Annotated in this window: 5 protein-coding genes; all 5 read right to left on the bottom strand. The window is 71.3% G+C overall.

Annotated features, from left to right (window positions below; translation table 11 throughout):
* Positions 1–310: 310 nt before the first annotated feature.
* The 5 genes from ENSA5_RS02320 to ENSA5_RS02300 all read right to left on the bottom strand — a co-directional run bounded on the left by ENSA5_RS02320 (position 311) and on the right by ENSA5_RS02300 (position 14,459).
* Positions 311–1,657 carry a reverse transcriptase family protein gene (locus ENSA5_RS02320; protein WP_106389914.1) on the bottom strand — a complete coding sequence of 449 codons (1,347 nt, stop codon included), beginning with the start codon at positions 1,655–1,657 and terminating at the stop codon, positions 311–313.
* Positions 1,658–2,124: 467 nt separating this feature from the next.
* Positions 2,125–4,020, bottom strand: a complete 1,896-nt coding sequence (locus ENSA5_RS02315; RefSeq protein ID WP_106389913.1) for a hypothetical protein — start codon at positions 4,018–4,020, stop codon at positions 2,125–2,127.
* The gene (locus ENSA5_RS02310) at positions 4,017–10,706 is read right to left on the bottom strand and encodes a HEAT repeat domain-containing protein (RefSeq protein ID WP_106389912.1); all 6,690 of its coding nucleotides are present in this window, start codon (positions 10,704–10,706) and stop codon (positions 4,017–4,019) included. Before ENSA5_RS02310 ends, ENSA5_RS02315 begins: the two co-directional genes overlap by 4 nt.
* A gap of 21 nt (positions 10,707–10,727) precedes the next feature.
* Positions 10,728–13,535: a hypothetical protein gene (locus tag ENSA5_RS02305; RefSeq protein ID WP_106389911.1), complete on the bottom strand. Its 2,808-nt coding sequence runs from the start codon at positions 13,533–13,535 to the stop codon at positions 10,728–10,730.
* A gap of 165 nt (positions 13,536–13,700) precedes the next feature.
* On the bottom strand, positions 13,701–14,459 hold the full coding sequence (locus ENSA5_RS02300) for a hypothetical protein (RefSeq protein WP_146155226.1): 759 nt from the start codon (positions 14,457–14,459) through the stop codon (positions 13,701–13,703).
* Positions 14,460–14,729 lie beyond the last annotated feature (270 nt).

Here is a 14,729-nt window from a genome sequence, read left to right as displayed (position 1 = left end):
TTGTTGACGGCTAGAAAAAAGTGAAGTCCGATGATCCGTGGATCGCCCCTTTGGGTCGCCACGATCCCACTTGGGACACGGTAGGCTCACCGGTTTGCGGCCCTAAGGGGTGCCCGGCGGACATCTTGAACCGCGGTTGCGTGGTTGGCCCAGCCAAGATGTCCGCCGGGCACCCCTTAGGGCCAGGCAAACCACGAACAGCCTACCTTGTGGAGAATGTCGGAAGAATGTGCCCGGGCGGCGCAGCGCCGACCTGTGCGAAGCACGGCTAACGATCCCGTTGTCGGGTTCTCCACGGATCATCTGGACTTCAGAGCTTGGCCTGACCTCCGGCTGCGGGAAGTGCGTTGATGCGCGCGAGGAAGGCGGCCCCCTTGGCGGGGTCGCACATGTGAATGTAGGCGGCCATGCCCCGGAGCTGCTCGAGGCTCTCGCCCTTGCCGGGCTTGCCCTGCTCGCGGTTGTGGATCGCGGCGCGGAGCTCTCGGATGACCTTTCGCGGGACGCGGGCGACCGGCTGACCGTCGGGCGCGGTGTTGACGACGAGGCCGGTGACCTTCTGGCGTCCGCCGCTGCGCATGACTCGGGTCTTGTGGGGGTGCACGACGAAGCCCTCGTCGCCGACGATGTCGCCGACGGCCTTTTGCAGCCGCCCGACGGGGATCTTGCCCTGACCGTGGAAGCTGAAGGTCAGGTCGTCGGCGTAGCGCGTGTAGCGAAAGCCGAGCTTGCGGGCGAGCCCGGTCAGGCGGGCGTCGAGGTGGACGCACAAGGCGTTGGTGATCGAGGGGCTGGTCGGTGCGCCCTGCGGGAGCGAGCGCGGGCCGGTTGCGACGTAGTGCACGCGGCCGCCGAGCTCGATCTCGTCGCGCGGGCACTCGGTCGTGAGCAGCGCGAGCACGGTCGCAACCTGCTCGCCGTAGCCGGCCTTGCGAAACAGCCCCTTGACCCGCCGAAGCGTGATCGTTGGATAGAAGTCGCGGATGTCGAACTTGACGATCGCGCGGGCGCCTGCGTGAACCCGGGCGTTGCTGAGGGTGCTGCGCCCGGCGAGGAAGCCGTGGGCCGCGCCGTGGACCGGGAGGTGCTCGCTGACGTTGCGGGCGATCCAGGCCTGGACGCGCTTGAGGTCGGGCTTGGGCGCGCTGATCAGCCGCTTGCCCTTGCCGCTGCGCTTGGGCACCGTCCAGCGGTGGTAGTGGGTGCCCGTGTCGACCTCGCGGTGGTAGACGAGCCAGCGCAGGCGCGGGATCGACAGCTCGATCGCCTTGGCCAGGGCGTGGACGTCTTTGAGCTCGGGTAGCTCGTTGAGCGCCCGGCGACCGTCGAGATCGGGGGCGTCCCAGCGATCGATGTCGGCGGTGTCGTGGTACCAGACGCCGACGCCGACGTGGACGAGGTGGTTTTGGCGGTAGACGAACCAGGCCTTGGCCATGAGCTCGCGCCGAACCTTGCGCTCTTCCTCGCGCTTGGCCTTGTAGGCCTTGCGCTTCTTGTCGCTGAGCTTCGAGGTGTCGACGCCCGGATCACGAAGACCGCGGCGCTCGAGCTCGGCGTCGACCCAGTTACGGATGTTGCCGGCTTCCTCGATGTCCGACCACTCGGGCAGGTCGCCCGGGGTGCTCGCGCTCGTGGAGGTGGAAGTGTCGTTGGCCATGACGTCCGGCGGAGGCGTCGGCGAAGACCCGTTGGCCTGGCTCGGTGACCGTGCTCGGAACCTGCGTGGGGGGGTTGTGCGAGGCTTGGTCGGTGAGCGAGCTACTGGGGAGAGGGACGAAGTTGAACAGGCGGGGGTGGAGGAGCCGCGGTCGCTACGATCCTACTTGGGACACGGTAGGCTCACCGGTTTGCGGCCCGTAGGGTGCTCCGACGGGGCCTTTGAACCGCGGTTGCGTGGTTGTCCCAGCCAAAGGCCCCGTCGGAGCACCCTACGGGCCAGGCAAACCACGAACAGCCTACCTTGTGGAGAATGTCGGAAGAGTGTGCCCGGACGGCGCAACGCCGCCCTGTGCTGAGCACGGCTAACGATCCTGGCTCCTCCACCCCTGGCTGTGTCGTTCGTCCAATTTCGAAAATGACGCTAGTCGCCTTGCTCCTCTCTGTCAATTGGGAAGCTTCGCCTCGCTAGACCATTTCGGCCGCGGAGGCGTCGATGAAGCCCTTCTCGCCGAGGGACTCGAGCCGCCCGAAGTACTCCTCGCGGGCGTCGTCCGGGGTCGAGAATCGGAGCCTGTGCATGCGCATGCGCAAGGGGTGGGTACCCCAGCGGACGACGACCTCGCGGTCGTCGAGGGACAGGCGGTAGGTGATCGAGCCGGTGTTGGCCGCCGCTGGTCCGCCGCTGCTCGGGGCGTCGGAGGTCGCGCGCCGCGGGGCCTGACGGCGGACGAGGACCCGGGTCTCGGCCCGGATCAGCTTGCGCCCGGCCTCGGTCCCGCGGGCCCGCTCGAGCTCGGCCTGGTGGCGGGCGAACATCAGGCGCAGGGCGATCATCGGCACCGTCGGGCCCTCACGCAGGCCGCTGCGGCGGTACTGCGGACTCGTGCAGCTGGCGTCGACGGTCCGGCCCTCGCGGTCGATCGTGAACGAGGTCTTGTAGGTGCGGTGGGCCTCGGGGTCCTCGACCTCGCCCTCGATCCGGGTGCCCTCGCCGCCGAGGTCGTGGACCTTGGTCAGGCGGACCGCGTCTTTGGTCGCGAGCAGGCGGTGGGCTTGCTGCTCGCGCTCGTCGCGGTAGCGCAGGGTCTCGGCGTCGGGCGGGGTCGCGAGGAGCGAGCGGGCGATGTAGCGATCGCTGGCCAGGTCGTGGACGACGGTCCCGCGCTGCATGTGGTGGAGGATGACCTGGCGGATCTCGTTGACGCTGCGCTCGCTCGACGTGGCCAGCTCGTCGAGGGTCGCCCCGCCCGGCTGCGCGACGAGGCCGTCGTGGACCTTGCGGGCGAGGAGCTCGTCGACCTCGCCAGCAACCAGCAGATCAAAAGTAGCGATCCCGGCCCAGCCGCTGTCGGTCCAGCCCGAGAGCGCGAGGGTCAGCTCGACGTCGCCGAGATCGAGGATGTAGTAGGCGGGCAGGCCCGCGCCGACGAGGCGCACGCGCACGCGCTTGGTGTGGGGCAGCAGGCGCGCGAGGGTGCTCAGGCGGCGGCGGCCCCAGGTCCGGACCACGACCGGGGTCGCGCCGCGGTAGGCCGGACCGGTGCCCTCGATGACCTGGTCCCAGGGCTCGAGCACGAGGCGCGGGGTCTCACCGGGCACGAGCTCGTAGCGCAGCGCCCGGGGCGAGGTCTTGGCCCGGCGCATGCGCAGGGTCAAGAGCACGTTGTAGAGGTCGATCGGCGCGAGCTCGAACTCGCGCGCGGGCAGGGTCGACGCGGCTTGAACCTGACCGAAGGCCCGCAGCCAGCGCAGCGGGACCCGGATGTCGCGCTCGCTGACGCCGTCCGAGCCGCCCTCGCCCGCGGGCCCGGGGCCAAACTCGAGGGTCGAGGCCCGGTACGAGCGCATCCGACCGATCCCGCGCAGGAGCGTGTCGTCGATCGCCAGGTGCGTGGTCCCGTCGGTCCGCTGCTGGGCCTCGTAGGCGTCGCCGCTGCGCAGGAACAAGCGGGCGTAGGCCGACTCGTCGGTCGAGAACACCTCGATGCTGGTCCCGTGCTCGCCGACGGTGACGATCGGATCGAGGGGGCTCTCCTCCTTGGCCTCGGCGCCGCCGAATTTCTCCTCGAGGTAGGCCTTCTGGGCGTCCCAGACCTCGTTGCTCACCCGCTTGCCCTGGGCGATCAGGTAGGCCAGGTAGTCGGCGCGGTCGCGGGCCTTGAAGCGCAGATCCGAGGCCAGGACATCGGCCACGGTCATCAGCGCGTCGCGGATGACACCGGGCCGCGACAGCTTGGCGACGAGCGCCCCGTCGCGGACCGCGTCGGTCGGCAGGTGGAGACGAAAGGTCTCGTCGTCGGTGATCGGATCCGAGGCGGCGGCGTAGCGCAGCTTGACCTCAGCGACGTCCGTAGGGCTCATTGTTGGGCTGCTCCCCGATTGGCGGTGGTGGTCTTGCCGCGCTGGGCCCGGCGCAGGGCCTTGAACGCGACCTTGCGAACGGCTTCGTCTTCGCCGTCGCGCTCGAGCAGGCCCTGGAGCACGACCGTGGCCTGGTCCGTGCCGAGCCGCCCGAGCCCCGCGATCGCGGTCAGGCGCGCGGGGTCTTTGCCCGCGGCCTCGGCCACGGCGGTCAGGATCTCGAAGCGGGTGTCGCCGAGGACCAGGGGCAAGCTGAGGCGCCGACGTTCGGCGGTCTCGAGCAGCTCCTGGCCCGCGCCCGAGCGCAGGACCGACGCGACCAGGGGCGCGACGGCGACCTGGTCGGCGACCGCGAGGCGATCGATGACCTCGCTGGCCGAGTCGCCCGCGAGCTTGGCCACGGCCGCCCCGGCGGCGGCGCGGACCGAGGCGTCGCGGTGGCTCAGCGCCGGCTCGATCTTGGCGAGGTGGTCCCGGGTCCCGTGCTCGGCCAGGTAGCGCAGCGCCTCGCCGAGGACCGCGATCGGGACCTCGGCCCCGCCTCCGGCCTCGCCGTCGACGACCGATGCGGCCGCGCTCGCGAGATCGACGCCGATCCGGCGGCCGGCCCAGAGGCTCGCGCGCCAGGCCCGAGCGGCGTCGGCCTGCGACGCCTGGCCCGCGAGCTCGCGCCACTGCTTGGCCGAGCTCGACGCGGCCTCGACCAGCGCGGGCCCGAGCTTGGACTTGGCGTCGGCCCCAGCCGCACCCGCGATCCACGCGGCGTCGGCCCGCTGGGCGGCGGCCTGACCCCGGAGGAGCTCCGCGAGCGAAGACGGGCACTCGCCGCGACGGATCAGACCCCGACGCAGGCGCTGGCGGACCGAGTCATCCTTGATGTCGGTCATCCGCCCGACGAGGACCTCGGAGTCGCCGTGGGTCGCGAGGAAGCTCGCGGCCGGTCCGCTGATCTCGGCGTGGCGGCTGCGCAGCGCGAGCAGGGCCGTGCGCGTGCGCTCGCTCGGGAACACCCGCTGGAGGGCCTTGTGCGCGGTGGTCCGGACCGTGGCGCTGGCGTCCGAGAGGAGCTCGGCGAGGACATCCTCGGAGCCGGCGTCGCCGAGCGTGCCGAGCTGCTGGGCCGCGCGGACGCGGATCGCCTCGGGCTCGAGCCGCTCGCGGGCGATCTTCTCGATCAGCGCGCGGCTGCGGTCGTCGCCCGCGTGGCTGAGCCCCGAGATGGCCCCCAAGCGGAGGTTGTGGGCGCCCTGTTGCGCGGCCCGCTCGACGGTCTCGCGCACGCGATCGCGCTCGTCGGGATCTTCGAGCTTGGCGAGCATGGCCCCGAGCGCCTCGACGGCGACCGGCGCGAGCGCCCGATCTTCGTCGGTGATCTCGGCCTCGGGATCGAGCAGCGGCTCGAGGTCTTCGAGCGCCCGGCGATCGCCGAGGGTCCCGAGCGCGTGGATCGCCCGCCGACGCTCGGCGTCGGCCCCGGCCTTGAACACCAGGAGCAGCGCCTTGAAGGCCTCGGCGCGCCCGCGGGCGGCGAGGCCCTCGGCGGCCGGCAGGACCAGCTCGCGGCGCCCGACCTTTAGCGTGGCCTCGAGCGCGTCGAGGGTCGCCCCCTCGACCCACTCGGCGCGGAAGGCCAGGACCTCGCAGGCGGCGACGCGGACCGACTCTTCGCGGTCTTCGAGGAGCCGGGCGAGCAGGGTCTCGGCCGCGCTGTCGTCGACGTCACGCAGGATCCGGGCGGTCTTCTCGCGCAGCGAGGCGTCGTTGCCCTCGATGACCGCGCCGAGCCACGGCAGCAGCACGGCCTCGCGGTAGCGGGCCCGGACCACGCCCTTGTCGAGGCGCTGCGGCGCCTGCTCGGGGTCGCGCGCGATCGCTACCAGGGCGTCGAAGCTGCGCGTGCGCAGGCCGGCGTCGTCGTCGGTCAAGAAGCCGAGCAAGACCGGCGTGCCCTTGACGTCGCCGATCCGCATCAAGGCGCTGATCAGCGCGTTGCGGTCGGCCGTGCGATCGGGGTCGTCCTCGAGCCGGGCGGCGACGCACTCGGCCGCGGCGGCGGCGGCCCCGGGGACCGGCTCGGTCTGACCGGGCTCACCGCCCTCGACCGGACGCCGGACCCGCGCGAGCGAGACCAGAGCCTCGACCGCGCGCGTGGCCACGCGCTTGTCCTCGGCGCGCAGGAAGCCCGAGAGCACGTCGACGGTGCGCAGATCCCCGCGCCGGGCGAGGGCGCTGGCGGCCTTGAGGCGCAGATCCTCGTGGTCGCTCTCCATCGCCCGCATCAGGGCCTCGCCGACGCGATCGTCGCGGGCGTCGACGAGGCGATCGACGACCGAGAGGCGCAGGTCGGCGTGGGTGCTGCCGAGGGCCACGAACCAGGGCTCGAGGCTCTCGGCGTCGAACAGCTTTTGGATCTGCAAGAGCGCGTGAGCCCGGACCTCGGCGTTGGGCGCGTCGACGCCCTCGAGGGCCATGGCCCGGGCCGCGGCGTGCTCGCCCTCGCCCGACAGCGCGAGCTGGACGAGCTCGTCGACCGCCGCGCGCCCGACATCGGACGCCGAAGACTGCAGGGCCAGACCGAGGGGCGCGACGGCGCCGTCTTGGTAGAGCCCACGCAAGGAGGTGACCGCGGCCCGACGCACGAGGTGGTTGGGGTCGCTCAGCGCCCGGCGCAGGACCGGGAGCACGGAGTCGCGCCCGACCTCCTCGGCCTCGCCGAGCTTGCCGAGACGATCGATGCTGTCGCGGCGGACGCGGTGGGTCTCGTCGACGGCTCCGGGCGCGGGCGCCTGGCGGACGAGGCCCGCGTAGGTGCCAAACACCAGCCGGCGGATCTCGCCGAGCTCGGGCGCGGGCGGCTCGCCGCCGACCCTCGGGCGCAGCTCGGTGACCACGCCATCGCCGGCCCCGGGCGCCGGGCGCATGTCCGGCTTGGCGGTCTTGGCCAGATCGACGGCGCCGCCGATCAGCCGGCGGATCCAGCCGCTGCGCCGGCTCGCGCGGCTCTCGCCGTCTTCCCAGTTGGTCTGGGGCGCGCTGGCGTCGGCCTGGGGGCCCTTGAGCCGACCGGACTCGCGCCAGAAGGCCAGCGCCTGGGTCCGGAGCGAGAGCACCCGCGCGGCCGCGTAGCGCAGCGAGGGGTCGTCGCTCGCGAGCGAGTCGACGACGACCCGGAGGCGAGCGTCACGCTCGCTCTGCTCGGGCCACTTCTTCATGTCCGCCGCGCGGCTGGGCTTGGGCGGCCCGACCAGCTCGGTCGCGAAGGTCATGAGCGAGTCGCCGCTTTGGCGCTCCTCGAGGGCCCGGGCGGCGACGTAGCGGATCTCCGGCTGCGACGACGCGAGCGCGGCCAACATCAAGGATGGCGCCTGGCCCGAGCGGACCCGGGCGACGTCGCGGGCGACGACGATCGCGAACACGAGGTCCTGAACCTCGCGGTCGCTGTCTTCGAGCCCGCGCAGGAGCCCGCGCGAGCCATCGGGCCCGAGCGCGGCGAGGCTGAGGATCGCGCCGAGCCGGATCGGGCGGTGATCGTGGGACAGCGTGCCGACCAGGACCGGGACCGCGCGGACGTCTCCGAGCCGGGCGAGGCCCTCGGCGATCCAGCTGCGGACCGGGAGATCGTTGTGGGACAAGGCGGCGAGCAGCACCTGGGTGTCGCGGCGCTCGCAGGCGGTCGCGAGCCCGCGGCTGGCCATCTCGCGGACGACCGGATCGCTGTCTTCGAGCAGCTCGACGAAGAACGAGATGCTGCCGCGGTCGCCGACGTCGGCCATCGCCCGGGCGCCGCGCTGGCGCAGGTCCGGGCTCGGGCGGTTGGGATCGCTGTCGGGGATGGTCAGCAGCGCGCGCATCGGCGCGATCGCCCGATCGTCACGGCGCTTGCCGCACAGCTCCGCGGCCCGGACCCGCAGACCCCAGAACTTGCTCGAGTAGGCCTGGTTCCAGGCGTGCTGATCTTTGGCCAGGAGGCGGTCGATGGTCTCGATCGCCTTGGTGTGGACCTCGACGTGCTCGTCCTCGAGCAGCTCGATCAGGCGCTTGCGGACCAGATCGCGCTCGGCACGGCGCGCGCCGTGAGCCCCGAGCGCGCGGACCTGGGGCCGCGGCGAGCCCATCGCGGCGAGGTAGACCTCGGCCCGCGGCTTGTAACGAGCGACGCGCTCCTTGTTGGACCTCGACTTGGTCAGGGCCTCGAACGCGGCGGTCCCGACCGCGACGCTCTGATCGGCGATCAGGCCGAGCAGCAGCTCGTCGGCCCAGCTGTCTTGCTGGCGATCGAGCTCCTTGACCACGTCCTCGCGGATGTCGGCGTGGCGCGAGTGGGCGCCCCGGGTCAGCGGCGTCTGGGGGTTCTTGCTGTGCCAGGCCCACAGGGTTCGGAACGCCTCCTTGCGGACCTTGTTGGCCTCGTCGTCGAGCGCGTCGCCGAGCAGCGTGTCGGCGCGCTTGGCCAATGCCTCGTCGCTCGCGCGCTTGCCCTTGCCGCCGAACTCGACCAGGATCTGCAGCGCGCGCACGCGCATGTCCTGGCTGGCGGCGCCGAGGGCGAGCTCGGCGAGATCGAGGGCGCCCGCGTCCCCGCGGTCCGAGGCCAACAGCTGGAGGTTGTCGAACACCGCGGCGCGCACGGTGCTGTCTTGGTCGTCGAGCAGCCACTGGAGGCGCCCGGCGAGGCGATCGTCGCTGGGCATCGCGAGGATCCCGACGAACAGGGCGTCGACGACCAGGCGCCGGACCTTGGCGTCGGGCTCGCGCGAGAGCTGCAGCAGCGCCCCGGTCGAGCGCGCGTCGCCGAGGACCGCGAGGCTCTTGGCCCCGCGCAGGGCGGTGTCGGCCTCGCGGCAGGCCATGGCCGCGAACAAGGGCTCGAGCTCGGCCTCGCTGACCTCGCCGGCCGAGAGCGAGAGCGTGGTCCCGAGCTTGGCGAGCTTGTCGATCTCGGTCTTGAAGGTGGCGTGGAGCTTGGCCAGGAGCCGGGGCCGGATCCCGACCGAGAGCAAGAACGCGGTCTCGCGGACCTCGGCGTCCTTGTCGTCGAGGGCGTCCTCGAACAGGTCGCGGCCGGTCGGATCGGGCTCGCCCGTGACCTCGCCCTTGCGCAGGACGTAGAGCTTGCGCAGGGCGGCGATGCGGATGTCCGGGGGCCCCTGCTCGTAGGCGGTCCGCAGGGGCACGCGCGAGCCGGCGGCTTCGAGCTTGCACAGGGCCTCGAGCGCCGCAGCGCGGACGGTGCTGTCTTTGTCGCGCAGGCGCTCGGCGACGAGGCCCGGGACCAGCGGCGACACGCTGCGCAGATCGGGCAGCTGCTCGACCGCGAGCTTGCGCAGATCGGCGTGCTTGGATCCGAGCGCCGCGCGGACCGGGGCCAGGGCGCGCCCGCCCTCGATCGCGCGCAGGGCCGCGAACGCAGCCAGGCGCACGCTCTTGTCGCCGTCGTTGAGGGCCGCGCGCAGGGCCCCGCGGCTGCGCCGACGCTGGCCCTTGGCCACGGCTTCACACGCGAGCTTGCGGACGGCGGGCTTGCGATCCTTGGCGATCACCCGATCGAGGAGCGAGCGCGCCGAGTCTTCGGGCAGCGCCGCGAGCTCGTTGACGGCCTGCTCGCGCAGCTCGTCCTTGCGAGCCTTGAGGTCGTTCGAGAGCTTGGCGAAGTGCGAGGCGATCCGATCGATGTCCTCGCTCGGCGACGACTGGGCGTCGAGGGCGATCAGGTGGAGGCGCCGCTTGGCGTCGACGATCAGCAGGGTCCCGCCCTTGGCGTCGTCCTTGGCCCGGTAGGGCCGCAGCCAGGCCATCGCGTGGAGCTTGAGGTTGGTCCCGAGCTCGACGGTCTTGGGCTGGCGGCGGGTGTCGTGGATCCAGGCCTTGAGCTTGCCGTCGTGACCAATCGAGAGCAGCCGCCGGGTGAGCTCGCGGCCGGCCTCGTCCTGGAGCTGCAGACCGAGGACCAAGCCGCTGACCGGCCCGACGTGGGCCTGATCGCCCGAGCGATCTTCTTCGTCTGCGGCGCCCTCGAGGTAGCTGACCCGGATCGAGCCGTCGCCGCAGCCCGCGATCACGCGCCCGTCCCCGGTGAAGGTCAGCGCGGTGATGCCCTTCTCGCCCGTCGGGATCTCGCGGACCTCGCCCTCGACGCCCTCCTTGCCGACCGCCAGCACCCGGACGATGCCGTCGTCGCCGCCGACGGCGAGCTTGCCGGAGCTCGGGTCGAACGCAGCGGTCCGCAGCGAGCGCGGGCTGAGCCGGGCACGGTAGAGCTCGGTGAGCTTGGCCGCGCTGCCCTCGGCAGCGTCGAGGGCGTAGACGGCCGCGTGACCCGAGTCGTCGACGACCGCGATCGTCTGGCCCTTGTCGTCGCTGGTGATCGCCGTGATCCCGACCTCGAGCCCGTGGCCGTGGGTCAGGACCTCGCTCGGCGAGTCGCCGCCGATGTCGAAGCCGTGGAGCTCGCCGCGCGAGCCCCCAGCGAGGAGCAGATCGCCGCCGGCGAAGTCGAGCGCCGCGATCGCGCCCTCGACCTCGAACGCGACGACCGGCTCGAGCTTGCTCTTGGTGTAGACGTGAACCTTCGAGCTGTCGACGGCCTCGCTGTCGCGCTCACCGGCGACGGCGATCATCCGCCCGGAGCGAGAGCCGGCCACGGCCCACAGGTGCTCGAGGTGCGTTCCGTACTTGAGGGTACCCATCGTCGATCTCCTGCGTCTGCCCTAGGCCGACTGCCGCTGCTCCTGCCTGGCCGGTGGCAGATCCGTGGTGATGTCCGGGTGAGCCTGGCGAATGCGCGCGAGCGCGGCCACGCAGCCTTGCCACTCGCCGCGGGCGTGGGAATTCATGAACTCGTCGAGCACGCTGACGGCGACCGTTGCGAACTCGGCGTCTTCGATCGCCAGATCGCGGACGACCTCGATCAGGCGGCGCTTGCCCTCGCTGGCCGAGAGCCGCCGCGAGGGCAGCCCCGCGATCGGCTCGCGTCGCTCGACGCGCCCGGGCGGGAGCCCAAACATGACCGTGCGCAAGAACTGGCGCAGGGCCTCGCCGGTCTCGAAGCGCTCGTCCGCCGCGGGCGGCTGGGCGCTGGCGTCGCTGGCCGCCCCCGCGCTCGGCCGCGCGCCCGGCCCCTTGTTTGGCTTCCAGCTGGTCGGGATCGTCAGCGGGCGGTGCTGCTCCCACAGCAGCCGGACCGCGAACAGCCGGACCTCGCGGTCGGGGCTCTCCATCAGCCAGGCCAGCTTCGCGGCCCCACCGAGGCGGTGATAGTGGCGCCGGATCAGGGCCGAGGCGACCTCGCGGCTGGCCTTGAGCGCGCTCTCGGCCAGGGCGAACACCCGCGCCGCGACCAGCCACTCGATCGGCGCCTGGGGCTTGCCCTCGTGGAGCTCACCGATCTCGAGCAGGACCTCGCTGCCGATCTTGCGCGGCTCCGTGTACTCGCTGGCCGCGAGCCGATAGACGAGATCGCGCTTGCCCCAGCGGACCAGCTCGCGGCTCCCGATCTCGGCGGCGAAGCGACGCACGTCGGGGCGCGGATCGAACAGGCTCTCGCGCACGCGCTCGATTGTGTAGTGCGCGGGCGTGAGCTTGGGTTTGAGCACGTCGTAGAGCGGATCTTCGCGCTCGGGGCCGATGTCGGGGTGGTGAAACTGAAGGTAGGTCTGGGCGACCTTGCGGACCGACTCGGGCTCGTCCTTGCCGACCGCCATCGACCACAGGCGATCGAGACCGGCGGCCTCGTCGCTGCCCGCGCCGGGCGCGAAGTCGCCGGGTCCGAAGTGCTCGAGCAGGTGGTTGCGGGCGAAGCCGTAGAGCTCGGGGTCGAGCTGGCGAGCCATGGCCAGCAGCCACGGCAGGCCGATGCGCTTGGGCGCGACGAGCTTGGTGTTGCCGAGCACCCGCAGCGACACCGCGCGCAGGCGCGGGTTCATTGCCAGGCCCTTGAGCCACTCGACGTCGAGCTCGTCGCCCTTCAACATCCCGCGGCTGAGCCAGCCGCCGACCTCGTCGGAGAACTCGGGCTCGAGCAGCTTTTGCTTGATCCAGTCGATGCCGATGTCTTTGGCCTTGCGCGAGCCGAGCTGCTCGAAGGCCGAGCGCTTGTCCCAGTAGCCGAGCTTGGCGCTCTCGACCGCGAACTTGAGCAGCGCCGCCGAGGGCTTCTTCTTGTGCTTGGTGAAAAACTCTTCGACCCAGCGCCGCTGCTGCCAGCCGCCCGTCAACAGATCGACGTAGAGCTCGGGGGTCAGATCGTCGGGGCCAAAGCCCTCTTCGATCTTCTTGGTTGCGAAATTCTTGGCCGAGGTGCTGAGCAGCGCGATCAGACCCGGGAGCCCGATGTCCTTGGCCGAGAGCTTGTCGAGCCGGGCCTGGGCGAACTTGCGCACGGGGTTGGTCCCGGTCTGAAGCAGCTCGATGAGGCGCGGGGCCCGGATCGTCCCGGCGTGGGCGTTGGCGTACTCGATCGCGTATTTGGCCGCCTTCTCGCTCGGCGAGCCGAGCAGGTCGAGGACCATGTCGTGGAGCCCGAGGTCGGCGAGCTTGCTCTGGTGAAACTCGGGGCTGCGCTCGAGCAGCGAGACCACGAACTCGTGGACCGAGCCGGCCGGCTTCTTGCCGAGGCGAGCGAGCCAGGCCGGGTCGACCTCGCGCAGGGTCTCGGGGAAGTCTTGCTCGAGCGACCGGGTTGCGAAGCGCAGGACGCCGTCGTTCTCGGAGTCTTCGATCAGGCGCAAGAGCGGCTCGGCCGTCAGCTTCCAGGCCTCGTCGTAGGCCCGGTTGGCCAGCTTGTCGGGCGGCGTCGAGCGCCAGCCGGGGCTGCGCTTGCCGACCAGCTCCTTGTGGTTCCAGATCTGATGGATGATCCAGCAGCCGCCGGGGCGGAAGCCGGCCTCGTAGTGGCGCAGGACCTGGACGGCGAACTGCGGATAGAGCTCGGGCACGGCGACGCCGAGGTGGCGGAGGTATCGCCAGGCCCGGCGGCGCATGTACATCGTGGTGGCCGGCGAGATCTCGCCGAAGTTGTTGGGCTTGTGGCTGTAGACGTCGAGGCGCCAGGCCAGGACCCCGAACATCTCGGCGTCGTGGCGCTGCTCCGAGAGCTTGTAGATCCGCTTGGCGGCCTTCCACACGCCCCAGCCCATCTTCGCGTTGCGGAACACCTCGACCAGCGCGGACCGATCCGACTCTTCGCCGCGCTCGTAGATCGACAGCAACAGATCGCCGAGACGCAGGCGCGGCGGCGGGTGGGGGGCGGCCATCAGCTGCTCCCACGCGTCGACGCGCACGTTCTTGATCTCGTCGGCGCTCTTGCCCCACAGCGAGTAGGGGGCCAGGGTGCTGCGCAGCTTCTGCAGCGTCCAGGCGTCCTGGGAGAGCGGGCGGGCCTCGCTCTGCTCGGCGTCCTCGGGCCGATCCTCAGGCGGGTCTGGGAGCAGGAGGTAGCGGACGATGAGATCGGCGAGCTGCGGATCCCGGTTGTCTACCGCCCGGGTGATGTCCTCGTAGGTGACTTCCCGATTCATGAGCCGGATGGGGACTATTGATCAGCCGGCGCAACGAGCGCAAGCAAGAAATTCGCAATTTCGGAACTTGGCTCGGGGAGCCGGCTCGCGCGGATGGCCGCGGACCACAGACTATGTGCAAGTAAGATCACAGTGACCTCAGTCCAGGTGCGCTCCCAGGCGGAGCTACTCCGAGTCGGGGGCCTCGTACTCGGGGCACGGCCCGGCACCGCGCACGCCCCCGAGCTCAGCGGTCAGCGAGGTCAGCGTGTCGAGCAGGCCCGCGGCCTCGAGCTCGTCGACGGTCACCATGTTGTCGTCGTTCGCGTCGGCGTCCGCGATCGGTTGGAAGGCGAGGCCCGCGTCCGGGTCGCCGAGCGCGGTCCGAAACAGCGCGTCCCCGAGGATCTCGAGGGTCGAGGTCTCGACGCCGTCGGCCATGAGCTCGACGGCGTCGTCCCCGTCGAGCTTGCACCGATAGAAGGTGTTGGTGTCGAAGGTCCAGTCGAAGTGGACGGTGGTCATCGCGGCGTCGGCCGAGCCGACCACGTGGATCGACCAGCCCTCCTCGACCGCGGCGTCGACGATCTCGCCTGGGGCGTTGCCAGCGACGGCCTCGTACTCGCTGATGTCGGCGGGCGCGATGCGAAAGTCCGCGCCGTCGTAGCGCGTGGCCCGGATCTGCCGGCTGAACTCGTCGCCCTCTGGGAGGCCGCTGACGACGTCCCAGACCGTGACCCCGTTTTGGCGGACCCAGGTCGGCTCGTTGTCGCTTCGCTCGATCAGGCCCGGATCGTGGACCACGACGACGAAGCTCTGGAAGTTGACCGTCCACCCGTCGGCCGTGGCGAAGCCCTCGGTCACCGCCGTGTTGCCGTCGATCTGGATCTTGTGGGTCCCGAGATCGCTGCATCCGATCGCGGACGCGGCGACAGCGAGGAGCATGGGCAAGGTCAGGGCGAGGGAGCGTGGGGCGAGCTTTGGCATCGGAATTCCGCGGGCGTGCGCTCGACTCTCATATCACGCGCGCCGACCGACCGGGGGTCAAAGCGCGCTGTCGCCCGGAGATCTCGGCTGCTGCTAGCAGGCCGTGGTGCAATGCATCGTGTCGCCTCGCGCCGGAATTTTCGCCGAGGGCGCGAAGCCAAAACGCCGCTGTACCGGGCGTACTGCAAGTTTTGGCGACAAAGCCCTCGGCGAAAAGGCCAAGCGAGG

Source organism: Enhygromyxa salina, assembly GCF_002994615.1.
Taxonomy (GTDB): Bacteria; Myxococcota_A; Polyangia; order Nannocystales; family Nannocystaceae; genus Plesiocystis; species Plesiocystis salina_A.
This window is presented reverse-complemented; position numbering and strand designations above follow the sequence as displayed.